Annotated in this window: 19 protein-coding genes; 11 read left to right on the top strand and 8 right to left on the bottom strand. The window is 72.2% G+C overall.

Annotated elements, in window-relative coordinates; translation table 11 throughout:
• Together malQ and AB0M18_RS12750 are read left to right on the top strand one after the other, a co-directional pair.
• On the top strand, nucleotides 1-2154 hold the full coding sequence (malQ, locus tag AB0M18_RS12745; RefSeq protein ID WP_365756907.1) for a 4-alpha-glucanotransferase: 2154 nt from the start codon (nucleotides 1-3) through the stop codon (nucleotides 2152-2154).
• A 20-nt stretch (nucleotides 2155-2174) separates the two neighbouring features.
• Entirely contained in the window at nucleotides 2175-2402 is a 228-nt protein-coding gene (locus AB0M18_RS12750; protein WP_365756909.1) for a hypothetical protein, read from the top strand.
• A 127-nt stretch (nucleotides 2403-2529) separates the two neighbouring features.
• Here the strand turns inward: AB0M18_RS12750 and AB0M18_RS12755 are convergent, their stop codons facing one another.
• Nucleotides 2530-3027: a MarR family transcriptional regulator gene (locus AB0M18_RS12755; RefSeq protein WP_365756911.1), complete on the bottom strand. Its 498-nt coding sequence runs from the start codon at nucleotides 3025-3027 to the stop codon at nucleotides 2530-2532.
• 158 nt (nucleotides 3028-3185) lie between these two features.
• Here AB0M18_RS12755 and AB0M18_RS12760 point away from each other — a divergent pair, with 158 nt between their 5' ends.
• From AB0M18_RS12760 to alc, 4 genes are read left to right on the top strand one after another with little or no spacing between them, the layout of a single operon-like run.
• Nucleotides 3186-4127, top strand: a complete 942-nt coding sequence (locus AB0M18_RS12760) for an EamA family transporter (RefSeq protein WP_365756913.1) — start codon at nucleotides 3186-3188, stop codon at nucleotides 4125-4127.
• 5 nt (nucleotides 4128-4132) lie between these two features.
• Nucleotides 4133-5062, top strand: a complete 930-nt coding sequence (locus AB0M18_RS12765) for an EamA family transporter (RefSeq protein WP_365756915.1) — start codon at nucleotides 4133-4135, stop codon at nucleotides 5060-5062.
• A 22-nt stretch (nucleotides 5063-5084) separates the two neighbouring features.
• Complete coding sequence (locus tag AB0M18_RS12770) at nucleotides 5085-6041, top strand: LysR family transcriptional regulator (RefSeq protein ID WP_365756918.1); 957 nt, start codon at nucleotides 5085-5087, stop codon at nucleotides 6039-6041.
• A 59-nt stretch (nucleotides 6042-6100) separates the two neighbouring features.
• Nucleotides 6101-7213, top strand: coding sequence for an allantoicase (gene alc / locus AB0M18_RS12775; protein WP_365756920.1), 1113 nt, complete (start codon nucleotides 6101-6103; stop codon nucleotides 7211-7213).
• A gap of 116 nt (nucleotides 7214-7329) precedes the next feature.
• On the opposite strand, the gene pepN (AB0M18_RS12780) is transcribed toward alc, so the two are convergent.
• From pepN (AB0M18_RS12780) to AB0M18_RS12795, 4 genes are all read right to left on the bottom strand, one after another.
• On the bottom strand, nucleotides 7330-9906 hold the full coding sequence (pepN, locus tag AB0M18_RS12780) for an aminopeptidase N (protein WP_365756922.1): 2577 nt from the start codon (nucleotides 9904-9906) through the stop codon (nucleotides 7330-7332).
• A 141-nt stretch (nucleotides 9907-10047) separates the two neighbouring features.
• The gene (locus AB0M18_RS12785; protein WP_365756924.1) at nucleotides 10048-11064 is read right to left on the bottom strand and encodes an aspartate-semialdehyde dehydrogenase; all 1017 of its coding nucleotides are present in this window, start codon (nucleotides 11062-11064) and stop codon (nucleotides 10048-10050) included.
• A gap of 205 nt (nucleotides 11065-11269) precedes the next feature.
• Nucleotides 11270-14599: a S8 family serine peptidase gene (locus AB0M18_RS12790; RefSeq protein ID WP_365756926.1), complete on the bottom strand. Its 3330-nt coding sequence runs from the start codon at nucleotides 14597-14599 to the stop codon at nucleotides 11270-11272.
• A gap of 243 nt (nucleotides 14600-14842) precedes the next feature.
• The gene (locus AB0M18_RS12795; protein ID WP_365756928.1) at nucleotides 14843-15400 is read right to left on the bottom strand and encodes a CGNR zinc finger domain-containing protein; all 558 of its coding nucleotides are present in this window, start codon (nucleotides 15398-15400) and stop codon (nucleotides 14843-14845) included.
• Nucleotides 15401-15589: 189 nt separating this feature from the next.
• Between AB0M18_RS12795 and AB0M18_RS12800 the strand changes: the two genes are divergently transcribed.
• From AB0M18_RS12800 to AB0M18_RS12815, 4 genes are all read left to right on the top strand, one after another.
• Nucleotides 15590-16438: a pyridoxamine 5'-phosphate oxidase family protein gene (locus AB0M18_RS12800; RefSeq protein WP_365756930.1), complete on the top strand. Its 849-nt coding sequence runs from the start codon at nucleotides 15590-15592 to the stop codon at nucleotides 16436-16438.
• On the top strand, nucleotides 16435-16944 hold the full coding sequence (locus AB0M18_RS12805; RefSeq protein WP_365756932.1) for an HPP family protein: 510 nt from the start codon (nucleotides 16435-16437) through the stop codon (nucleotides 16942-16944). Before AB0M18_RS12800 ends, AB0M18_RS12805 begins: the two co-directional genes overlap by 4 nt.
• A gap of 33 nt (nucleotides 16945-16977) precedes the next feature.
• Nucleotides 16978-17445: an NUDIX domain-containing protein gene (locus tag AB0M18_RS12810; RefSeq protein ID WP_365756934.1), complete on the top strand. Its 468-nt coding sequence runs from the start codon at nucleotides 16978-16980 to the stop codon at nucleotides 17443-17445.
• A gap of 100 nt (nucleotides 17446-17545) precedes the next feature.
• Nucleotides 17546-18703: a serine hydrolase domain-containing protein gene (locus AB0M18_RS12815; RefSeq protein WP_365756936.1), complete on the top strand. Its 1158-nt coding sequence runs from the start codon at nucleotides 17546-17548 to the stop codon at nucleotides 18701-18703.
• A 15-nt stretch (nucleotides 18704-18718) separates the two neighbouring features.
• Here the strand turns inward: AB0M18_RS12815 and AB0M18_RS12820 are convergent, their stop codons facing one another.
• Together AB0M18_RS12820 and pepN (AB0M18_RS12825) are read right to left on the bottom strand one after the other, a co-directional pair.
• Nucleotides 18719-19549 (bottom strand): hypothetical protein, encoded by an 831-nt coding sequence (locus AB0M18_RS12820; RefSeq protein WP_365756938.1) that lies wholly within the window; start codon nucleotides 19547-19549, stop codon nucleotides 18719-18721.
• A 140-nt stretch (nucleotides 19550-19689) separates the two neighbouring features.
• On the bottom strand, nucleotides 19690-22278 hold the full coding sequence (pepN, locus tag AB0M18_RS12825) for an aminopeptidase N (protein ID WP_365756940.1): 2589 nt from the start codon (nucleotides 22276-22278) through the stop codon (nucleotides 19690-19692).
• Between the two features lie 136 nt (nucleotides 22279-22414).
• Here pepN (AB0M18_RS12825) and AB0M18_RS12830 point away from each other — a divergent pair, with 136 nt between their 5' ends.
• Nucleotides 22415-23050: a DsbA family protein gene (locus tag AB0M18_RS12830; protein WP_365756942.1), complete on the top strand. Its 636-nt coding sequence runs from the start codon at nucleotides 22415-22417 to the stop codon at nucleotides 23048-23050.
• A 121-nt stretch (nucleotides 23051-23171) separates the two neighbouring features.
• Here the strand turns inward: AB0M18_RS12830 and AB0M18_RS12835 are convergent, their stop codons facing one another.
• Entirely contained in the window at nucleotides 23172-23816 is a 645-nt protein-coding gene (locus AB0M18_RS12835) for a superoxide dismutase (RefSeq protein ID WP_365756944.1), read from the bottom strand.
• Nucleotides 23817-23890: the final 74 nt, after the last annotated feature.

The raw sequence follows: 23890 nt of genomic DNA on the forward strand, positions 1-23890 counted from the left end.
GTGACCCTGGCCCGTCTCGCCGCCCTGCACGGCGTCGCCACCTCGTACGCCCCCTCCGAGGGCGTCACGGTCCCCGTGTCCGAGGCCACCGTGGTGGCGGTGCTGCGCGCCCTCGGCGTGGACGCCTCGGGACCGGAGGCGCTCGCCACGGCACTGGAGGCGGCCGAACGGGCCGCCCGGGAACGGCTGCTGCCGCCCAGCGTCGTCCTCTGGCGGGACGACGAGGACGACGAGGACGCCGGCCAACAGGGCGGGGCGGCGGAAGAGAGGGCGCGGCGCGGGCTCCGGCCGCCCCGCGGCCTGCCGCACGGCACCCGGCTCACCGTCACCACGGAGGCCGGCCGGACCGTCACGGGCACCGACTGGCGAGCCCTGCCCACCGGTGTGCACCGGCTGGTCGCCGAGGCCCCGGACGGGCGCCGCTCGGCGAGCACACTGATCGTGGCCCCCGCGCGCGTGCCCGCGCCTGTACGGGACGGGGACGGGCGGGCGTTCGGACTGCTCGTCCAGCTCTACTCCCTCCTCTCGTCCCGCTCCTGGGGCATGGGCGACCTCGGTGACCTCAAGGAGCTCGCCGACTGGGCGGGCCGTACCCACGGCGCCGGATTCGTGCAGGTCAATCCGCTGCACGCGGCGGTGCCCGGGGCGCCGAGCGACCCCTCCCCGTACCGCCCGTCCTCCCGTCGCTTCCCCGATCCGGTGCATCTGCGGATCGAGGACGTCCCCGAGTACGCGTACGTGGACCCGGCCCGCCGCGAGGAGCTCGACCGGATCCTCGCCGACGCCGCCGAGCTGCGCGAGAGCGTGCTCGGCAAGGGCGCGCTGATCGACCGGGACGCGGTGTGGGAGGTCAAGCGGCGCGCCCTGGAGCTGGTGCACGCCGTGGAGCTCGGCCCCGGCCGCCGGGCCGAGTACCGCGACTTCCTGGCCGGGCGCGGCCGGGCCCTGGAGGACCACGCCACCTACCAGGCGCTCGCCGAGCGGCACGGCCATCACTGGCGGCTCTGGCCCGAGGAGCTGCGCGACCCGGACGGTGCCGCGGCGGCGGTCCGGGCCGACGCCGACCTCGCCGCCCGGGTCGACTTCCACTGCCGGCTCGCCTGGCTGACGGACCGGCAGCTCGCCGACGCGGCCGACACCGCCCGGCGGGCCGGGATGCCGGTCGGGATCGTCCACGACCTGGCCGTCGGCGTGCACCCGGACGGCTCCGACGCCTGGGCGCAGCAGCGGGTCTTCGCCGCCGGGATGTCGGTCGGCGCGCCGCCCGACGCCTTCAACTCCCGCGGCCAGGACTGGGGTCTGCCGCCCTGGCGCCCGGACGCGCTCGCCGCCGCGGGCTACGCCCCGTACCGCGGTCTGCTCCGCGAACTGCTGCGGCACGCGGGCGCCCTGCGGATCGACCACGTCATGGGCCTGTTCCGGCTGTGGTGGGTGCCGGAGGGCGGCGAGCCGACCGAGGGCACGTACGTCCGTTACGACTCCGAGGCGATGCTCGCGGTCCTGGTCCTGGAGGCCCACCGGGCGGGCGCGTCGGTGGTCGGCGAGGACCTGGGCACGGTCGAGCCGGGGGTGCGCGAGGCGCTGGCCCGGCGCGGGGTGCTCGGCACCTCGGTGCTGTGGTTCGAGCGGGACTGGGCGGGCGGCGGGCGGCCGCTCGCGCCGGAGGAGTGGCGGGCCGACTGCGTGGCCACGGCCACCACCCACGACCTGCCGTCCACCGCCGCGCGCCTGTCCGGCTCCCATGTGACGCTCCGCCACCGGCTCGGGCTGCTGAACGGGGAGCTGGAGCGCGAGCGGTCCAGGGACGCGGCGGAGACCTCGGAGTGGCTGGGGCTGCTCCAGCGGCTCGGCATGCTGCCGGAGGGGCCGGGCGACGAGGCGGCCGAGGTCCGGGCCTTCCACCGCTTCCTCGCGGCCACCCCGGCGCGCCTGGTCGGCGTGTGGCTGCCGGACGCGGTGGGGGACCGGCGGCCGCAGAACCTGCCGGGCACCTGGGACCAGTACCCCAACTGGCGGCTGCCGGTCGCGGGCCCCGACGGACAGCCGCTCTCCCTGGAGGAACTGGCCGCCTCGCCCCGGGCGTACGGCCTGTTCCGGGTGCTCGCGGAGGAGGTCGGGGTCCGTACGGCACCCCCGGGCGCGCGGTCCGTTTAGGTGTTCGCTACTTTTGCACCGTGGACAAGAAGAACGCTCTGCGCGCCGGCGCCGTCGCGGCCGGTACGACGCTGATGATGCTGCTCATGTCGTCCCCCGCGCTCGCGCTGACCCGCGACGACGGTGACGACCCGGCCCCGGGCCTGAGTGTGGCCGAGACCCTCGGCCTGTACGTGGCCCTGCCGATCGCGCTGTTCCTGGTCATCGTCGGCCTGGTGATGGTCCTGGACAAGTCCAAGAAGGCCTGAGCCGAGAAGGCCCGGGCCAGGAGGGCCCCGGCCAGGAGGGCGTGAGCCGACAGTGCTCACGCCGCACCCATACGTCTCCGAGGGCGCCGCGCGGTACACGGGTACCGCGCGGCGCCCTCGCGCGTCCTCACGCCGTCGTGGCGAGCAGCTTCCGCAGCAGCCCGGCCAGTTGCTCCGCCTCCTCGGCGCTGAGCGCGGCCTCCAGGGCGGCCCGCTGCTCGGCGAGGCCCGCGCCGACGGCCTGGTCGACCAGCTCCCGGCCCTCCTCGGTCAGGGTGACCCGCAGTCCGCGCCGGTCGTTCGGGTCGGGGCTGCGGGTGAGCAGCCCGGCCCGCTCCAGCTTGTCGAGCCGGCCGGTCATCCCGCCCGTCGTGATCATGAGCGTGGCGGTCAGCTCGCGCGGTGAGAGCGTGTACGGCTCGCCGGAGCGGCGCAGCGTCGCGAGCACGTCGAACTCGCCGAGCGCCATGCCCCCGTACGGCTTGTAGGCCTTGTCCACCTTCCCGCGCATGGCGCCGGCGAGCCGGTAGATCCGGCCGAAGACGGCCATCGGCAGCGTCTCCAGGTCCGGGCGGACGGCCGCCCACTGGTCGGTGATGGCGTCGACGGCGTCGTGGTTCTCCATGCCCGCAGTTTCCCTCTCGATTGAGCCACTTGCAACTAAGTCACTTGTGGCTAAGCCACTTGCACATAAGTAGCTTAGTGCTAAGTTAATTACCGCCAAGCCAGTCCGGCGCCCCCGATCGGGGTGCCGGGTCCTCGCATCGCAGGGGGGAACCCGTCATGTCCCGCAAGGCCGCCACCGTCGCGCTGACCGCCCTGGCCCCGATCTCCTGGGGCTCGACCTACTTCGTCACCACGGAGTTCCTGCCGCCCGACCGGCCGCTCTTCACCGGGCTCATGCGGGCCCTGCCCGCCGGACTGCTGCTCCTCGCCCTCACCCGCAAGCTCCCGCAGGGCGCCTGGTGGTGGAAGTCCGCGGTCCTCGGCGCCCTCAACATCGGAGCCTTCTTCCCGCTCCTCTTCCTCGCCGCCTACCGGCTGCCCGGCGGAGTCGCCGCCGTCGTCGCCTCCGTCGGTCCGCTCTTCGTGGTCGGCCTCGCCGCCCTGCTGCTCGGCGACAAGCCCACCGTGAAGGCTCTGCTCACCGCCATCGCCGCCGCCTTCGGCGTCAGTCTCGTGGTGCTCAAGGCGGGCGCCGCGCTCGACGCGGTCGGTGTCGTCGCCGGACTGCTCTCCGCCCTCTCGATGTCCGCCGGCACCGTGCTCACCAAGCGCTGGGGCCGTCCCGAGGGCGTCGGCGCCCTCGCCCTCACCGGCTGGCAGCTCACCGCGGGCGGCCTGATCATCCTGCCGCTCGCCTTCGCCGTCGAGGGCGCCCCGCCGGCCCTGACCGCCGCCAACCTCGGCGGCTACGCCTACCTCGCCCTCGGCAACACCGCGATCTCCTACTTCCTCTGGTTCCGCGGCATCGAGCGGCTCAGCGCCTCCTCGGTCACGCTGCTCGGCCCGCTCTCGCCGATCACCGCCACCGTCATCGGCTGGGCAGCCCTCGGTCAGGCGCTCGGCCCGGTCCAGGTGCTCGGCATGCTCATCGCCTTCGGTGCCACGCTGGCCGGCCAGCTCTCGCCCCGGCCCCGCTCCCGCGCCGAATCTTTCAACTCTACTGAAAAGAACGCTCAGGAAGTTTCGATGGACCTGGAGGTTTCGGGGGTGCGACGGTAGCTCCCATGAGTCTGATCGCCGTCGAGAAGAACGAGACCGCCACCGAGAGGCCGGCGCCCGCGGGCAACCACCGGGGCGCCGGCCTCGGCGTGCTCCTGGCCCTGCTCGCCACCGTCGTCTGGTCCGGCAGCTTCGTCGCCACCCGCGACCTGGCCGACTCCGTCCCGCCCGTCCAGGCCGTCTTCTGGCGCTGGATCATCGCGCTCCTCGCCGTCGCGCCCTTCGCCGCCCGCCCGCTGTGGCGGCAGCGCGCGCTGATCCGGCGGCACCTCGGCTTCGTCGCGCTCGCCTCCCTCTTCGGCGTCGCCCTCTACAACACCCTGGTCCACCAGGCCGGACTCACCACCTCCGCCGGCAACATGGGCATGATCATGGCCGCCTCCCCGGTCATCATGGCGGGCTACGCACGGCTCGGCGGCGAACGGCTCGGCGCCCGCCGGGTCCTCGGCACACTGGTCGCCGTCATCGGCGTGCTGCTGCTCGTCGGCAAGGGCTCCCTGACCATGGACCTCGCCGCCGGCGACCTCTGGATGTTCGCCGCCGCCCTGTCCTTCGCCACGTACAGCGCGCTGCTCAGGCGCAAGCCCGCCGAGATCGACGGACTCGCCTTCCTGCTCACCACCTTCGTGCTCGGCGCGCTGATGCTCGCCCCCGCCTACGCGCTCTCGCTCTTCGTCCAGGGCGGCTTCCCGGTCACCGCCGGCACCGTCGGACCGCTGCTCTACGTCGGCGTGTTCTCCTCCGCCGTCGCCTTCTTCGCCTGGAACCGCGCCATCGCCCTCGTCGGCGCCGCCCGCGCCGGCGTCGTCTACTACCTCCAGCCGGTCTGCGTCGCCCTGCTCTCCTACCTCCTCCTCGGCGAACGGCTCGGCCTCGTCGGCGTCGGGTGCATGGTGCTCATCCTCGGCGGAGTCGCCGTGAGTTCGGCCCGGTAGCGGGCCCGGTAGGTTGCGGCCCATGACCGAGTGGGACATCAAGAAGCTCCAGATCCTGCGCACCCTGCGCGACCGCGGCACCGTCACCGCCACCGCGGAGGCCCTGCTCATGACCCCCTCCGCCGTCTCCCAGCAGCTCACCAACCTCTCCAAGCAGCTCGGCGTACGGCTCCTGGAGGCCCAGGGCCGACGGGTCCGGCTCACCGACGCCGCCCATCTGGTGCTGCGGCACGCCGAGGCGGTCTTCGCCCAGCTGGAGCGGGCCGAGGCCGATCTCGACGCCTACCTCAGCGGCGAGGCGGGCCGGATCCGGGTCGCCGCCTTCTCCACCGCCGTCTCCGCCCTCGTCGTCCCCGCCGTCCAGGCGCTGCGCCCCGCCCACCCCGGGCTCGACGTCCGGGTCCGCGAGGCCGAGGCGGCGGAGGCGTACGAACTGCTCACCGCCGGCCAGGTCGACCTGGCGCTCTCCCTCGCCGCCCACGCGCCCACCGCCCGCGACCCGAAGTTCAGCCGGGTGCCGCTGCTCGCCGACCCCCTCGACGTCGCCCTGCCCGCCGGGCACCCGCTCGCCGACGCGGCCGGACTGCGGCTCGCCGACCTGTCCGCCGAGCCGTGGATCTTCGGCGGCTCCGGGCCCTGGTCCGAGATCACCACCGCCGCCTGCGAGGCCGCCGGATTCGTGCCCGAGCAGGCGCACAGCGCGTCCGGCTGGACCGCGATCCTCGCCATGGTCGAGGCCGGGATGGGCGTCGCCCTGGTGCCCCGGATGGCCGCCGCCGAGCGCCGTACCGGCTCCGGGGTCGTCATGCGGGTGCTCTCCGCCGACCAGCCGCGCCGCCATGTCGTCGCGGCGGTCCGGCGCGGCGCGGAGGAACGCCCGGCCGTCGCCCGGGTCCTCGCGGCGCTGCGCCAGGCCGCCGTCCAGCGCGAGACCGTCCAGCGCGAGAACGTTCAGCGCGAGAACGTTCAGCAGAGCTGAAAACACCTGTCGAAAACATTCGATGGACCTGGGTGGTTCCCCGGCGGCACAGTCGGCGCATGAGCCCCGAGAACCCGCACGCAAACGACGCCGCCCCCTACGCCGGCGGCGACCCGTACGCCGACTACCGCACCGGCGACTTCCCCTTCACCGAGCTCGTCGACCTCGCCGACCGGCGGCTCGGCGCCGGTGTCGTCGCCGCCAACGACGAGTTCTTCGCCGAGCGCGAGAACCTGCTCGTCCGCGAGCGGGCCGTGTTCGACCCCGAGCACTTCGGTCACAAGGGCAAGATCATGGACGGCTGGGAGACCCGGCGCCGCCGCGGCGCCGACGCCGGCCACCCGTTCCCGGCGCCGGAGGACCACGACTGGGCGATCGTCCGGCTCGGCGCCCCCGGCGTCATCCGCGGCATCATCGTCGACACCGCCCACTTCCGCGGCAACTACCCGCAGAAGGTGAGCATCCAGGCCGCCGCCGTGGCGGGCAGCCCCGGTCCGGAGGAGCTCCTGGACGCCACGTGGGAGGAGCTCGTACCGCCCACCCCGGTGCGCGGTCACGCCGCCAACGGCTTCGAGATCACCGCCGAGCGCCGCTACACCCACCTGCGCCTGTGTCAGCACCCGGACGGCGGCATCGCCCGCCTCCGCGTGCACGGCGAGGTCGTCCCGGACCCCGAGTGGCTGGACGTCCTCGGCACCCTCGACCTGATCTCGGTGCTCAACGGCGGCTCCTACGAGGACGCCTCCGACAGGTTCTACTCCTCGCCGACCCAGATCATCCTGCCGGGCACCTCGCGCAAGATGGACGACGGCTGGGAGAACCGCCGCCGCCGGGTCCGCGGCACCAACGACTGGGTGCGCTTCCGGCTCGCCGCCCAGGGCGCCGTCCGCGCGGTCGAGATCGACACCGCCTACCTCAAGGGAAACTCGGCCGGCTGGATCTCCCTCCAGGGCCGAAACGGAGACGCCGGCGAGTGGTTCGAGATCATCCCGCGCACCCGCCTCCAGCCCGACACCCTCCACCGCTTCACGCTCGCCGCCCAGGCCGTGGTCACCCACGTGCGCCTGGACGCCTTCCCCGACGGCGGCGTCGCCCGGATGCGCCTGCACGGCAGTCTCACCGAGGACGGCGCCGCCGAGCTGCGCGCGACGTACGCCCGCCTGACGGACTGACACCGAACCGAACGCGTAGCCGTACCCGTACCCGTACCCGTACCCGTACCCGTGCGCGTGAAGGACGAGGGGCCCCGGACCGACCGACATCGGTCCGGGGCCCCTCACTCACCGGATCAGGCGGCGGCCGCGTCCGCCGCCTGCGCCTTCAGGGCGCGCTCGACGCCCGCCCGGCACTCGGTCACCAGACGGCGCAGCGCCGGGGCCGGGTCGTTCGCCGCGATCCACGCGTCCGTGGCGTCCAGGGTCTCCTGCGAGACCTGGACCGTCGGGTAGAGGCCCACCACGATCTGCTGCACGATCTCGTGGCTGCGGGTCTCCGAGATGCCCTTGATCGAGGCGAAGTACTTCGCCACGTACGGGGCGATCAGCTCGCGCTGGTCGGCCTGCACGAAGCCGGCGATCACCGCCTCCTGCACCGCGTTCGCCAGCGTGTCGGACTCCACGACCGAGGCCCAGGCCTCGGCCTTGGCGGCCTGGGTCGGGCGGGCCGCGCGGGCCGTGGCCGCGTGGCGCTCGCCCGCGGCCGTCTTGTCGCGCTCCAGCTCGGCCGCGATCCCGGCCTCCTCGAAGCGGCCGGTCGCCGCGAGCCGCTGCACGAACGCCCAGCGCAGCTCGGCGTCCACGGCCAGGCCCTCGATGGTCTCGCCGCCGTCGAGCAGCGCCGCGAGCAGGTCGAGCTCGGCGTCCTCACGGGCGGTCGCCGCGAAGGCCCGCGCCCACGCCAGCTGGTGGTCGCTGCCCGGGGCCGCCGCGCGCAGCTGCTCCTGCGCGGCCGTGCCCCAGCGGGCCAGGCCCTCGGCGCGCCACTCCGGCGCCGCGTACAGGTCGAGGGCCGCCTTCACCTGGCCCTGCAGCGACTGCACGACGCCGATGTCGGTCTCCTTGGTGATGCCGGAGAGCACCAGGTCCAGGTAGTCGCGGGTGGCGAGCTCGCCGTCCCGGGTCATGTCCCAGGCCGACGCCCAGCACAGCGCGCGCGGCAGCGACTCGGTGAAGTCGCCGAGGTGCGCGGTGACGTTCTTCAGGGACACCTCGTCGAGGCGGACCTTCGCGTACGACAGGTCGTCGTCGTTCAGCAGGACCACGGCCGGGCGCTGCCTGCCCGCGAGCTGCGGCACGGCGGTCAGCTCGGCCGCCTCGATGTCCAGCTCCAGGCGCTCGGTGCGCACCAGCTTGCCGGCCGCGTCGAGGTCGTACAGGCCGATCGCGATCCGGTGCGGGCGCAGGACGGCCTCGCCCTTGGCGCCGGCGGGCAGCGCGGGGGCCTCCTGGCGGACGGCGAAGGAGGTGATCGCGCCGTTCTCGTCGGTCTCGATCTCGGGGCGCAGGATGTTGATGCCCGCGGTCTCCAGCCACGCCTTCGACCAGGCCTTCAGGTCACGCCCGGAGGTCTCCTCCAGCGCGCCGAGCAGGTCGGTGAGGCGGGTGTTGCCGAACGCGTGGCGCTTGAAGTACGCCTGCACGCCCTGGAAGAACTCGTCCTGGCCGACGTACGCCACCAGCTGCTTCAGGACGGAGGCGCCCTTGGCGTAGGTGATGCCGTCGAAGTTGACGAGCACGTCCTCCAGGTCGTTGATGTCCGCCATGATCGGGTGCGTGGACGGCAGCTGGTCCTGGCGGTAGGCCCAGGTCTTCTCCGCGTTGGCGAAGGTGGTCCAGGCGTTGGGCCAGCGGGTGCCCTCGACGGAGGCCTGGCAGGCGACCGAGGTGAAGGTGGCGAACGACTCGTTCAGCCACAGGTCGTTCCACCACTCCATGGTGACCAGGTCGCCGAACCACATGTGGGCCAGCTCGTGGAGGATGGTCTCGGCGCGCCGCTCGTAGGCCGCGTCCGTCACCTTGGAGCGGAAGACGTACTGGTCGCGGATGGTGACCGCGCCCGCGTTCTCCATGGCGCCGGCGTTGAACTCCGGCACGAAGAGCTGGTCGTACTTGGCGAACGGATAGGCGTAGTCGAACTTCTCCTGGAACCAGGTGAAGCCCTGCCGGGTCACGTCGAAGATGTGGTCCGCGTCCAGGAACTCGGCGAGCGACGGACGGCAGTAGATGCCGAGCGGCACGACCTGGCCGTCGGCGCCCTCGTACGAGGAGTGCACCGAGTGGTACGGGCCGACGATCAGCGCGGTGATGTACGTGGAGATGCGCGGGGTCGGCGCGAACTCCCACACGCCGTCCTTCGGCTCCGGGGTGGGCGAGTTGGAGATCACGCTCCAGCCCTCGGGCGCCTTCACGGTGAACTGGAAGGTGGCCTTCAGGTCGGGCTGCTCGAAGGAGGCGAAGACGCGGCGGGCGTCCGGCACCTCGAACTGGGTGTAGAGGTACGCCTGCCCGTCGACCGGGTCGACGAAGCGGTGCAGGCCCTCACCCGTATTGGTGTACGCGCAGTCCGCGACGACCTTCAGCTCATTGCGGCCCTGCTTGAGGTGCGGCAGCGTGATCCGCGAGTCCCGGAAGACCGCGGCCACGTCGAGGGCGTGCCCGTTCAGCACGACCTCGTGCACGGCGGGCGCGACGAGGTCGATGAAGGTCTCCGCGTCCTCCGCGGCGGAATCGAAGCGGACGGTGGTGACGGACCGGTAGGCGCCGCCCTCCTGCGCACCGGTGAGGTCGAGGTCGACCTCGTACGCGTCCACAGACAGCAGCTTCGCCCGCTGCTGGGCCTCTCCACGGGTCAGGTTCGTACCAGGCACCCGGTCAACTCCTCGGTTTCGTGACGTTTGGGCCATCCTTCCACGGGGTGTGCGGGAGGTGCACGGCACATTTCCCAGGGCGAACAAGAAGGAACGGCGGCCACCGTCACCGGTGGCCGCCGTTCCTTCGTACGGAGGGGATCAGCCCTGGAGCTCCTTCGCCACGAGCTCCGCGATCTGCACGGCGTTCAGCGCCGCGCCCTTGCGCAGGTTGTCGTTCGAGAGGAAGAGCGCGAGGCCGTGCTCGACGGTCTCGTCGACCCGGATGCGGCCCACGTACGAGGCGTCCTTGCCGGCGGCCTGGAGCGGGGTCGGGATCTCGGAGAGCTCGACGCCCTCGGCGTCCTTCAGCAGCTCGTAGGCGCGCTCGACGCTGATCGGACGCTCGAAGCGGGCGTTGACCTGGAGCGAGTGGCCGGAGAAGACCGGCACGCGCACGCAGGTGCCGGAGACCTTGAGCTCGGGGATCTCCAGGATCTTGCGGGACTCGTTGCGGAGCTTCTGCTCCTCGTCGGTCTCGTGCGAGCCGTCGTCCACCAGGCTGCCGGCCAGCGGCAGCACGTTGAAGGCGATGTTGCGGCGGTAGACGCCGGGCTCGGGGAAGGCGACGGCCTCGCCGTCGTGGGTCAGCTCGGTGGCGCGCGGTGCGACGGCCTTGACCTGCTCGTCCAGCTCGGCGACACCGGCCAGGCCGGAGCCGGAGACGGCCTGGTAGGTGGTGGCGACGAGCGCCGTCAGGCCGGCCTCCTGGTGGAGCGGCTTGAGCACCGGCATGGCGGCCATGGTGGTGCAGTTCGGGTTCGCGATGATGCCCTTGGGGCGGTCCTTGATCGCGTGCGGGTTGACCTCGGAGACCACGAGGGGGACCTCGGGGTCGCGGCGCCAGGCGGAGGAGTTGTCGATCACGACGGCGCCCTGGGAGGCGACCTTCTCGGCGAGGGCCTTGGAGGTGGCGCCGCCGGCCGAGAAGAGCACGATGTCCAGGCCGGTGTAGTCGGCGGTGGCGGCGTCCTCGACGGTCACGCCGTCGACGACCTTGCCGGCGGAGCGGGCGGAGGCGAAGAGACGCAGCTCGTCGACCGGGAACTCGCGCTCGGCCAGAATCCTGCGCATGACTGTGCCGACCTGACCGGTGGCTCCGACGATTCCGACCTTCACGGGGACTCCTCCGTACGAGTGTGCAGGTGCTGCGGCTTCCATGATGCGTATGTCCCGGGGCGCCTTGTCCAATCCATTGTCCAAGGGCCGGACAGGTCACGGGACGGAGACACATCCGGGGACGGGAGAACACTCCTGGGGACGGAAGAGGGGCGGGCACCGGTTCCGGCGCCCGCCCCCTGTGGATCTTCCCGGTCCTCCGGTGTTACGGGGTGACCTTCTCGATCACGACGCTGCCGGTGCCCGCGGCGGTGCCGCGCGCGTTCAGCAGCTGGACCTCGCCGAAGAAGCTCCGGCCCTCGGGCGCGGCGGCGTTCACCACGACCTCGGCGGCGACCTGCGCGGACGCGCCGTTCGCCAGCTGGATCTGCTTCGACTCGTCGACCTTCACCGAGCCCAGCGCGGACGAGAAGTACACGTCCTTGTAGTCGTAGCTGGTGCCCTCGGCCGACGGCACCGAGTAGCCGTCGATGACGACGGTGTAGGTGCCCGCGGCGGGCTTGATCAGGGTGACGGACTCCTCGGAGTCGCCGTCGGCGGACTGGCCGACCTGCGTGTCGCCGAGCTTGACCGTGAGGTCGAGGTCGGCGGCCAGGTCGGAGCTGTTGCCGATGGCGATGTCCAGGCGCTCCACGCCCTCACCGATGGTGACGGTCTTGATCTGCTGCTCGTGGTGCTTGATGGTCGCCTTCTCGGTCTTCTGCGAGCCGAGCGGGCCGCCCTTCAGGTGCCCGTCGAGCGCGGCGAAGCCGTTGGTGACGTTCCACTGCACGGCGGCCGGGGTGCCGACCTTCGCCTCGGCGACGGTCTGGACGGCCGGGTCGAAGTCGGCGCCGAGCACCGAGACGTCCAGCTTGAAGGGGTTGTCCAGGTCCGGCGAGGTGCGGCGGGACTCGACGATGATCTCCCACACGCCCGGGATCGGATTCGCGTAGGAGCGCAGGTCCGGACGGCAGGTGTTCGCCGGGTTGTAGTGCGGGTAGCACTGGTTGGTCGCGTTGTCCTCCAGGGCCACGCCGTACGGGTGCTGGGTGATGAACCGGGTCTGGCTCTTCTCCTTCAGCCCGCTGATCGCGACCTCGAGGGTCTTGGCGCCCTTCGGCACGGTCACGAAGTACGACTTGTGGCTGTTGCGCTGCACGGAGCCGGAGGCGGTGAAGCCGTAGCCCGGCGCGGCCAGGGCGCCCGAGACGACCGAGGTGGCGAGGATCTGCTTGTCGACGCCCTCGGTGAACAGGTCGTCGGCCTCCAGGATGACGCTGTGCACGCCCGCGGTGGACGGACGGGCCTGGAGCTTGACGGTGACCGGCTTGTTCAGCGGCAGCGCGACGAAGTCCTCGCCGAGGATGCGGAAGGTGCCGTCGTTGTACTTCAGGCTCAGCTCGTGCCAGACGTTCCGGTTCGGGCCGCTGGTACGGGTGATGGTGACGTCGTAGACCTTCTTCTGGCCGACCTTGAGGCCGCCCTCGCGGTCGTACACACCGGTACCGGTGTGCGGGGCCGGGAAGATCACGGTGTCGACCGGGGCCTCGACCTTGTAGTCGTGGGCGGTGGCACCGAACAGGATCGAGTCCCAGGCGTCCTCGATGTCGATGAGGCCGGCGCCCTGCTCGTGGGCCGCGACACCCGGGATCCGCTTGGCGGTCGAGGTGAGCGCGGTGCGCAGGGTGTTCGGGGAGAGCTTGATGCCCCGCTGCTTCGCGGCGGAGATCAGCAGCGCGCTCGCGCCCGCCGCCTGCGGCGAGGACATCGAGGTGCCGTTGAGCATGCCGTAGCCGGCCGGCAGCGCGTAGCCGGCCTCGGCGACGCCCGCACCGGGCTGCCAGGTCGGGATGGTGTTCACGGCCGAACCGGGGGCCGTGATGGTCGGGGTGAAGCCGCCGTCCTCACGCGGGCCGCGCGAGGAGAAGGGGAACATGGCGTACTTCTTCTCGACGGCGGAGCCGTAGTTGGCGGCCCAGGTCGCCTGGGACACACCGGCGCCGACCGAGAGGACCTTGTCGGCCAGACCGGGGTCGCCGATCGTGTTGATGCCGGGGCCCTCGTTGCCGGCCGAGATGACCAGCTGCACGCCGTACTCGTCGATGAGACGGGTGTAGAGGCGGGCGCGCACGTTGTCGCCGTCGTTCTGCAGCGGGAGGCCGCCGATCGACATGTTGACGATGTCGACGCCGCGGTTCGCGACGAGGTCGATCATGCCCTCGGTGAGGGCGGTGTTGGTGCAGCCGCCGGTCCAGGTGCAGGCACGGGCGGAGACGATCTTCGCGCCGGGGGCGGCGCCGTTCATCCGGCCGCCGAAGAGGCCCTTGGCAGCGGTGATGCCGGCCACGTGCGTGCCGTGCGAGGACTCGACGAGACCGACGTTGACGAAGTCGGCCTTCTTGCCGACCCAGTCGCCGCCCAGCGGGTCCATCGCGACGTCCTTGCGGATCTGCACGACGAACGGGGTGCGCTCGACGACCTCGGTGGCCGGGTTGTCGGTGCCGAAGTAGCCGATCTGGTAGCCGTCCTTGTACGGCTTCATCGGCTCGTTGTTCGTGAAGTCGCCGTCCTGGTCGGTGTCCACGCGGACGGTGCCGGCGGCGACGTCGTACAGCATGCCGAAGCGGTCGGTGGTGTCGCCGTCCCGGTTGATGTCGCCCTTCGGGTCGCCGCCCGCGGTGACCGACTCGCTGAAGCGGCTCCACTGGTACGAGCCCTCGGGGGCCTTCCAGCTGGTGCCGGCGGCGGTGAAGACGGGGCCCGCGACCGGGGTGATCTGGGCGCGCCAGGTGCCGTCGCCCTCGGTGAGCGGGTCGGTGGCGGTGACCCAGTCGACGATCTTGCGCTCGCCCGTGGTGGTCTTCTGCAGGGCCGGGTGGCCGAGGTCGACACCGGAGTCGAGGATGCCGATGGTCACGCCGCGGCCGTCGGCCTTGGGGTGGTCCTCGACGAAGCTCACCGCACCGGTCTCGTGAGACGGGTTGTAGGGGTTCTTCGCCGGGGTGTTCTTGCCCGGGGCCGGGTAGGTCTGCGTGACCGTGGTGCCCTCGACGGCGCCGGTGGTGCCGGCGTCCGGGGTGGGGTCGTCGAGCTCGATCTCCGCCTGGAGGTCGATCGACTGGACCGAGGAGAGCTTCGTGGCGGCCTTGATGGCCGCGTCGGCCTTCGCGGTCGGGAGAGTGGCGCGGACGTAGCCGAGCCGGTCGTCCTGCTTGCCGACCGAGGCGCCGGGGACGGCGTCGAGCTGGCCCGCGACCTGCTCGGTCGCGCCGGGGGCGGTGGCGACGAGCACGGTGACGTTCGGCTGGTGGGCGGCCTCGGCCTCGTCGAGCCGCTGGGCGTCGGTGACGCCGAGCTTGTCGCCGGGGGCGGCGGTCTTCACCGGGGAGGCGGCCGGGGTGCCGGTCGCCGGGTCGTCGGCGGCCAGGACCGGAGCGGCGCCGCTCGCGATCAGCGCGGTCACGAGTCCGGCGGCGGCGGCGATACGGGCCGCGCGTCTGGTCCCGGGGGTCGAGCGCCCGGGTATGGAGCTCTGCGATTCGGGGGTGGTCATTTACATCCCTGAAGTGAAAGAAGAGGGTCCGGATTTCGGTACCGGATGACCGCTCAGCCTTTCGCAAGGGACAGGGGTTTGGGGAGAGTTCACGAGTGGCGGAATGCGCGTGTGGCGCACATCCGCCACTGCGGATTGTGCGCCACGGAGAACGAATCACCTCAATGAGGGTGATTCATCAGAGGGTTGGGAAGGGGGTTGATATAGGGGTTGATGTAGGGGTTGATGAGGGGGCGGGAAGGGTCACTGGTCCTTCGTGCGGGCGTAGTGCCGCGAGGCCTTCGCCCGGTTGCCGCACAGCGCCATCGAGCACCAGCGGCGGGTGCCGTTCCGCGAGGTGTCGAAGAAGTGCAGGATGCACGCCTCGTGGGCGCACTTGCGGATGCGGTCCGGCTGGGTGCGCAGGAGGTCGAGGTAGTCGCGCGCGGCGGTCCAGCCGGGGCCCCAGGCGGGGTCGGCGAACTCCGGCCGCTCGCCCGGGCCTTCGGTGCTGAGCACGGCGCGGATCCGCCCGTGGTCGAGGACCGCGTCCACCCGCGCGGTGGCCGCCGGGTCGCCGGGCCGGTCGACGAGGGCGCCGAGCGCGTCCCGGGCGGCGAGGGTGTGCCGCAGGGTGGCCGCATCGGCGGCGAAACGCCCGTCGAGCCCGTTCGAGACCAGCCAGATCGCGAGCCCGTCGGTGTCCGTCAGCAGGTCCTGCCGTACGCCGTCGGCCATCCAGCGGGTGTTGAGCAGGTCCAGGGAGACGGGCTCGCCGATGAGCGGCCGCGGGTCGGGGGCGGCGGCGGTCGGGACGGTCATGGCGGGCGCCCTCCTCGGCGGACGGTGTGGGCCGGCGGTTTCCGGACGCGTGGCGAGTCCTGGACGTGCCCTAACCCCTGAAGCGTACGTGACTGGTTGCGGGATCGGATCACTAACCTTTAAAGTCCCTGTGACAGGTTAGCTGCGAGGGGTGGGGCAGGCCCCTGGCCCGCATCCCATGGAGGAACCATGCGCACGCACCTCCCCGGCTCCGCCGTCCTCGAACGCACCGGCATCACCCCCGTGGCCGCCGCCTTCCTGGAGACCCAGCCGATGCTGGTGCTCGGCGCCGCCGACCCGGCCGGCCGCGTCTGGGCGAGCCTGCTCACCGGCCGCCCCGGCTTCGCCCGCGCCACCGGCCCGCACACCTTCTCCGTCGCCGGCGGCATCCCGGCCCACGACCCGCTCGGCGCGGCGGTCACCGCCGCCGGCACCCCCGTCGGCACCCTCGCCGTCGACCCGCGCACCCGACGCCGCCTGCGCCTCAACGGCCTCGCCCGCCCCAGCGCGCGCGGGATGCGCGTCGAGGTCGAGCGGGTCTTCGCCAACTGCGCCGCGTACGTGTCACAGCGCCGGCTGTACGACACGGGCGACGGCGCCGAGCTCGGCACCCCGGCGGGGGCGGCGCGACGGCGCACCGCGCTCACCCGCGCACAGCAGCGGCTGATCCGGACCGCCGACACCTTCTTCGTCGCCAGCGCCGCGTCCGAGGGCGCCGACGTCAGCCACCGCGGCGGCCGCCCCGGCTTCGTCACCGTCGAGTCGCCCACCGAGCTGAGCTGGCCCGACTACCCCGGCAACGACATGTTCCGCACCCTCGGCAACCTCGCCGCGGACGGGCGCGCCGGACTGCTCTTCCTCGACTGGCCCACCGGCACCACCCTCCAGCTCTCCGGCCTCGCCCACACCGAATACGGCCCCGGCGGCCGGATCGTCCGCTTCCGCCTCGACCGCACCGTCCAGTCCCGGACGCCGGTCCGCTGGTCGGCCCCCGTGCCCTCCCGCTCCGTACACCTCACCCCGAAGGACCACCTGTGACCACCGCCCCGCCCGTCGTCGTCGCCCGGCCCGCCTCCGCGCCGCCCCGGCCCCGCCCGCGCGTCCTGCTCGCCTCCACCGCGATCAGCGTCGCCGCACTCCTGCTGCTCGTCGCCGTCGGCACCGTCCTCCACCAGCCGCTGCTGATCCCGCCGCTCGCCGCCAGCATGGCCCTCGTCGCGGGCGCCCCCGACCTGCCCCTGGCCCAGCCCCGCTCGGTCGTCGGCGGCCAGCTCCTCTCCGCCCTCACCGGCTTCGCCGTCCTCGCGCTCGCCGGCCCCGGCCCCTGGTCGGCCGCCCTCGCCGGCGGCCTGGCCCTCGGCGTCATGGCCGCCGCCCGCACCCCGCACTCCCCGGCCGCGGCCACGGCGGTCATCGTCGCCCTCCAACACCCCCCGTTCTGGCCCTTCCTGTCCCTCCTGGCCCTCGCCGCGGTGCTCCTGGTCGGCGTAGGCCTGGCGGGGGCGCGGCTGACGGGGCGCCGCTACCCGGCGTACTGGATCTAGGGACTGCCCGGCGGCTCGCTCTAACCTCCCGGTATGAAACGAGAGTTGCGGGTGGCGGCCTACGCCGTGTGTGTCCGGGACGGGGAGATACTGCTCGCCCGCTGGGTCGCCAAGGACGGGCGCAGGCGGTGGACCCTGCCCGGAGGCGGAATGGACCACGGCGAGGAGCCGGTCGAGACCGTCGTGCGGGAGGTCGAGGAGGAGACGGGATACGTGGCCGAGCCCACCGTGCTGCTCGGGATCGACTCCATCCGGCGCGGCTGGCTCAACCGGCTCGCCATGCCCGGCGACTTCCAGGGGCTGCGGATCATCTACGAGGCCCGGATCACCGGCGGCGCGCTGCGGCACGAGACCGACGGCTCCACCGACCTCGCCGCCTGGCACCCGCTCGACTCCGTGCCCGCCCTCGACCGCGTCGAACTCGTCGACATCGGCCTCCAGCTCTGGCGCGACCGGCCCCCGTCGGGCCGCTCGCACCTCACCGATCCGACGAACGGCTGAAAACGGATCAACCGTCCCCACCGGTCTCAACCCGCCGCCGGCCTCCCGCGGTCCCCTCCCGTGACCGCAGTTCACGATCACGGGAGACCCGGGAGTCCGCATGTCAGCAGCACGCACCGTCCGTACCCTCCTCGCCGCCGGACTCGTCGCCGGCCTCACCGCCACCGCGCTCGCCGCACCCGCCGTCGCCGCCACCGCGGCCCCGCAGGCCCCGGCCAGGCCGTCCCACAGCGCCACCCAGCAGGCCCTGGACGCGGCCGTCGCCCAGGGCGTGCCCGGTGCCGTCGCGCAGGCCCGCGACGGCAGGGACCGCTGGACCGGCACCGCCGGCGAGCGCAAGGGCGACGACCGTTTCCGGGTCGGCTCCATCACCAAGACCTTCACCGCCACCGTGCTGCTCCAGCTCCAGGCCGAGGGCCGGCTCGACCTCGACGACCCGGTCGAGAAATGGCTGCCCGGCGTGGTCCGCGGCCACGGCCACGACGGCCGCAAGATCACCGTCCGCCAGCTCCTCAACCACACCAGCGGCATCTACGACGTCACCTCGGACCCCGGCTACCAGCAGAAGGTCTTCGGTCCCGGCTTCCTGGAGCACCGCTACGACACCTGGACCCCGAGGCAGCTCGTCGACATCGCCATGACCCACGAGCCGGACTTCGCGCCCGGCACCGACTGGAACTACTCCAACACCAACTACGTCGTCGCCGGCATGGTCATCGAGAAGGTCACCGGCCGCCCCTACGGCAAGGCCGTCGAGAACCGGATCATCAAGCCGCTGAAACTGCGCGCCACCAGCGTTCCCGGCACGGACCCGCGGATGCCGAAGCCGCACTCCGGCGCCTACTCCAAGCTGACCCTGGAGGGCGAGGGCCCGACGTACGAGGTGACCGAGCTGAACCCGAGCCTCGCCTCCTCGGCGGGCGAGATGATCTCCGACTCGAACGACCTGCAGACCTTCTACCGCGCCCTGATCAAGGGCCGGCTGCTGCCGGCGGCCGAGATGAAGGAGCTGACCGACACGGTCGCCACGCCCCACGGGGGCGGGCAGACCCGCTACGGACTCGGGCTGATGCGGACGAGGCTGAGCTGCGGCAAGGAGGTCTGGGGCCACAGCGGCGGCATCCACGGATCCAGCTCGCAGGCCGTGGTCACCAGGGACGGCGAGCACTCCCTCGCCGGGAACTTCAACGCCGACTGGACGGGCGACACCAAGTCTCTCCTGGAAGCGGAGTTCTGCGGTACGGCCCCCGAGAAGTAGGGCCCGGCAGGCGCCTCAGCGGGGCAGGACGACGACATACGCGGGCGGCTGCCGGTCCGCCGCGGCCATCAGGGCCGTACGGACCACGGTCGCCTGCTGGTCCATCGCCTCGCGCAGCTTGCGCGGGGTGAGGTGGACGACGGTGATGCCGAGCCGCTCCAGGTGCTCGCGCTTGCGCGTGTACTCCGTCCACAGCGCGTCGTCGTCCTGCCGCGGCGCCCGGGTGTCCAGCTCCACGGCGACCGCCTGGTCCGGCCAGTAGGCGTCGACGCCGCCGAGGTGCGGGCCGCCCGGCAGCCGCAGGTCCACGTTCCACAGCGGGTCCGGCAGCGCGAACTCCCGCACCATCGCGTACAGCCGGTCCTCGGCGATCGACCGGCCCTCGGCGAGGAGCGAGTCCACCGCGTCCACCACGTGCGGGCGGGTGAGCAGCCGGGCCCGGTTCAACTCCCGTACCACCGCGCCGGGTTCGCAGTGCCCGCCGCTGACCGCCTCGGTGAGCAGCCGGCGCACCACGCTCGCGTCGGAGAGCGCCGACACGGCGTCGGCGAGCGCCCGGGGCACCGGGGCGACCGGCATCCCGTCGATCTCCAGCGGCTGCGGCGGCTCGGCGGTCCGCACCACCCGGACCTGTCCGGTGGACCGCACCCGGCGGGTGCGCGGCACGAGCACGTCGACCCGGTCGATCATGCCGGGCGGGGGAGCGGAGGCGAACCGGTGCAGGGAGAGCGCGGCGAGACCGGTGAGCATCGCCTCGGGGCGGGCGTGCCGGAGGGCCTCCCGGAACCGGTCGATGCCGGTGTGGGGGAGGGGGGAGAGGGAAGCCTTGGGGGTGTTGTGGTTCATGTCGACGGTCTTCCGCCGTCCGAGCCCCACCTAACCGCTGTTACAAGCGCGTCGCTCAATCCGGACAACTCCGCACTAAAGTACGCGCGTTCGAGTGCCGAGTAGGGCCCCGTGGCCGGGGCCCCACTCGGTCACCGCGACTACGCGGCGCGCGCGTCGCACTCCTGCGCCCGCAGGGCCCGGGCCAGGTCGTCCCGCGCCTCCAGGACGAGCCGGCGCAGCGCCGGGGCGGCGTCGGCGTGACCGGCCAGCCAGGCGTCGGTCGCGGCCAGCGTCTCGGCCCGGTCCTGGAGCCCCGGGAACAGCCCGCGCACCACGTCCATGCCGATCTGGATCGAGCGCTCGGCCCAGATCCGCTCGATCACCGCGAAGTACTTCTCCGCGTACGGCGCGATCAGCTCGCGCTGCGAGGGCCGCACGAAGCCCGCGATCGTCGCCTCCACCAGGGCGTTGGACAGCGCGTCCGACTCGACGACCTGCGCCCAGGCCTGCGCCTTGACCGCCGCCGACGGGCGGGCGGCCAGGCAGCGCACCTGGTGGCGCTTGCCGGTCGCGGTGTCGTCCCGGGTCAGCTCCGCGCCGATCCGCGCCTCGTCGGCGCGCCCGTGCGTGGCCAGCGGCTCCAGGAACGCCCAGCGCAGCTCCTGGTCGACATCGAGGCCGTCGATCGCGGCCGAGCCGTCGAGCAGGCCCTCCAGGAGCTGGAGGTCGGCGTCCGAGGAGGCCACGGCGGCGAAGAAGCGCGCCCAGGTCAGCTGGTGCTCGCTGCCCGGCTCGGCCTGCCGGAGCTCGCGCAGCCCGCCCTCGGCGAGCAGCCGCCCGCCCTCCGGACGCCACGCGGGCGCCGCGTAGTGGGTGACCGCCGACTGCGCCCAGGCGTGCACCATCTGCAGCACGCCGATGTCGGTCTCGCGGCCCGCGAACTCCAGGGCGACCCGGAGGAAGTCACGGGCCGGCATGAGGCCGTCGCGGGTCAGGTTCCACAGGGCCGACCAGCACAGCGCGCGGGCGAGGGGGTCGGTGATGTCGCCGAGGTGCGCGCGGAGCGTGGCGAGCGAGCCCTCGTCGAAGCGGACCTTGCAGTACGTGAGGTCGTCGTCGTTGACCAGGACCAGGTCGGGCTTCTCGGCACCCGCCAGTTCGGCCACCACGGTGCGGGCGCCGGTGATGTCGGCCTCCACGCGCGCGTACCGCACGAGGTCCCCGCCGGACAGCTTGTAGAGGCCGACGGCGGCGCGGTGCGGGCGCCCCGCCGACGGAGTCGGCTGATCGAGCACAGCGTCGCCCTCCTGGAGCACCGCGAGCTCGGCGATCCGGCCCTCGGTGTCGTAGCCGACGTCCGGGGTGAGGCTGTTGACGCCGGAGGTCTGCAGCCAGGACTTCGCCCAGCCCTTCATGTCCCGGCCGGAGGTCTCCTCCAGGACGGTGAGCAGGTCGGCGAGGCGCGTGTTGCCGTAGGCGTGGCGCTTGAAGTAGCGGCGGGCGCCCTCCAGGAACGCGTCCCGGCCGGCGTACGCCACCAGCTGCTTCAGGACCGAGGCGCCCTTGGCGTAGGTGATGCCGTCGAAGTTGAGCTTGGCGTCCTCCAGGTCACGGATGTCGGCCGTGATCGGGTGGGTGGACGGCAGCTGGTCGGCGCGGTACGCCCAGGCCTTGCGGTTGTTGGCGAAGGTCACCCAGCTGTTGGTGAAGCGGGTCGCCTCGGCGAGCGAGAAGGAGCCCATGAAGTCGGCGAAGGACTCCTTCAGCCACAGGTCGTCCCACCACACCATGGTGACCAGGTCGCCGAACCACATGTGGGCCATCTCGTGCAGGATCACGTTGGCCCGGCGCTCGTACGCCGCCTGCGTGACCTTGCCGCGGTAGATGTACTCCTCGCGGAAGGTGACCAGGCCCGGGTTCTCCATGGCGCCGAGGTTGTACTCGGGCACGAAGGCCTGGTCGTACTTCCCGAAGGGGTACGGGTAGTCGAAGTTGTCGTGGAAGAAGTCGAAGCCCTGCTTGGTGATCAGGAAGACGTCGTCCGCGTCGAAGTGCTTCGCGAGCCCCTTGCGGCACATCGCGCCCAGCGGGATCTCGAGCTCGGAGCCGTCGGCGAAGGTGCGCTTGTACGTGTCCGTGACGTAGTGGTACGGACCGGCAACGACACAGGTGATGTACGTGGAGACGGGCGCCGTCTCGGCGAACCGCCACCGTCCGTCGGCGTCCTGCTCGCCCACGCCGTTCGACCACACCGTCCAGCCCTCGGGCGCGTCCACCGCGAAGCGGTACGGTGCCTTGAGGTCGGGCTGCTCGAAGTTGGCGTAGACACGGCGGGCGTCGGCCGGCTCGTACTGGGTGTAGAGGTAGACCTCGCCGTCCTCCGGGTCGACGAAGCGGTGCATGCCCTCGCCGGTGCGGCTGTAGGCGCACTGGGCGTCGACGACGAGCACGTTCTCGTCGGCGAGGCCGTCGATCGCGATCCGCGAGCCGTCGAACACGGCCTTCGGGTCCAGCTCGCGCCCGTTGAGGGTGACCGCGTTCACCGAGGGCGCGATCAGGTCCACGAAGGTGGCGTCGCCGGAGCCGGTCCGCCGGAAACGGATCGTGGTCACGGATCGGAAGGTGCGCACACCATCGCCGGACTCGCCGACCGCCGAACGCAGGTCGAGGTGGACCTCGTACCCGTCGACGGTCAGCAGCTCGGCCCGCTCGCGGGCCTCGTCGCGGGACAGATTCTCACCGGGCACGGGGCACTCCTTCGTGACGCCATCGAAACAGCACCGATCCTGCCATGTGCCACTGTCGCGCGGCACAGGGGAATGCGGTCGGGGGCCTGAAGCGTTGCGTCCTGCGGCGCAACGCTGACCTTTCCCGAGGAGTCACATGTCCGAGAACAGGACCACCGCAGAGTTCTTCTTCGACCCGCTGTGCCCGTGGGCCTGGATGACCTCCCGCTGGATGCTGGAGGTGGAGAAGGTGCGCCCGGTCGACGTGCGCTGGAAGGTCATGAGCCTTGCCGTGCTGAACGAGAACCGCCTGGACGAGCTGCCCGAGCAGTACCGGGAGATGCTGGAGACCCAGGCCTGGGGCCCGGTCCGCGTGGTGATCGCGGCCCAGCAGCTGCATGGCGACGAGGTCGTCGGCAAGCTCTACACGGCGCTCGGCACGCGTTTCCACAACAACGGCGAGGGCCCGACCCGCGAGGCGGTCGTCGGCGCGCTCACCGACGTCGGCCTGCCCGCCGAGCTCGCCGACTACATGGACAAGGACACCTACGACACCGAGCTGCGCGCCTCCCACCAGGAGGGCATCGACAAGGTCGGCCAGGACGTCGGCACCCCGGTGATCTCCGTGCCCGGCCCGGACGGCGACGAGGTCTCCTTCTTCGGCCCCGTCGTCACCCCGACCCCGCGCGGCGAGGCCGCCGCCCGGCTGTGGGACGGCACCCTGCTCGTCGCCGCGACGCCCGGCTTCTTCGAGATCAAGCGCACCCGGACCGCGAACCCCAGCTTCGAGTAGTCCGCGCCCGCGCATGCGGACGGCCCCCGCGGTTCACGTCACCGCGGGGGCCGTCCTCTTTTCCGCCTGCCCGGTGAAGGTTGAGAAGACGATCACGAGCAGGAGTACGGGGGCCCGACGGCTAGATGCCGATCAGCGGGGTGCGGCCCTTGGCGTCGGTGTAGCGCTTCTGCACGTCCTGCCAGTGGACGACCTGCCACATGGCCTCGATGAAGTCGACCTTCTGGTTCTTGTACTGCAGGTAGAAGGCGTGCTCCCAGGCGTCGAAGACCAGGATCGGGACCGAGCCCTGGCCCACGTTGCCCTGGTGGTCGTAGACCTGCTCGACGATCAGCCGGCCGCTGACCGGCTCGTAGGCGAGCACGCCCCAGCCGGAGCCCTGGGTGGTCGCGGCGGCCTTGGTCAGCTGCGCCTTGAACCCGGCGAAGGAGCCGAAGGACTCGGTGATCGCGTCGGCGAGCTCGCCCACCCCGTCGGCCGCCAGCGGCTCGCCGCCGCCCCCGTCCTTCGGGCTGTTCATGTTGTTCCAGTAGATCGAGTGCAGGATGTGGCCGGACAGATGGAAGGCCAGGCTCTTCTCCAGGCCGTTGACCGCCCCCCACTGCTCCTTGTCGCGGGCCTCCGCCAGCTGCTCCAGCGTGTCGTTCGCGCCCTTCACGTAGGCCGCGTGGTGCTTGTCGTGGTGCAGCTCGATGATCTGCGGGTTGATCACCGGCTCCAGCGCCGCGTAGTCGTAGGGCAGTTCAGGAAGCGTGTAGATCGCCATGGGCCGACCCCTCCGAAGGCTTATTGCACATCCTATGCAAATGCAGGTTATCAGCAGGTGCTGCCGAAGTTGAT

This window comes from Streptomyces sp. NPDC051909 (assembly GCF_040681095.1).
GTDB lineage: Bacteria > Actinomycetota > Actinomycetes > Streptomycetales > Streptomycetaceae > Streptomyces.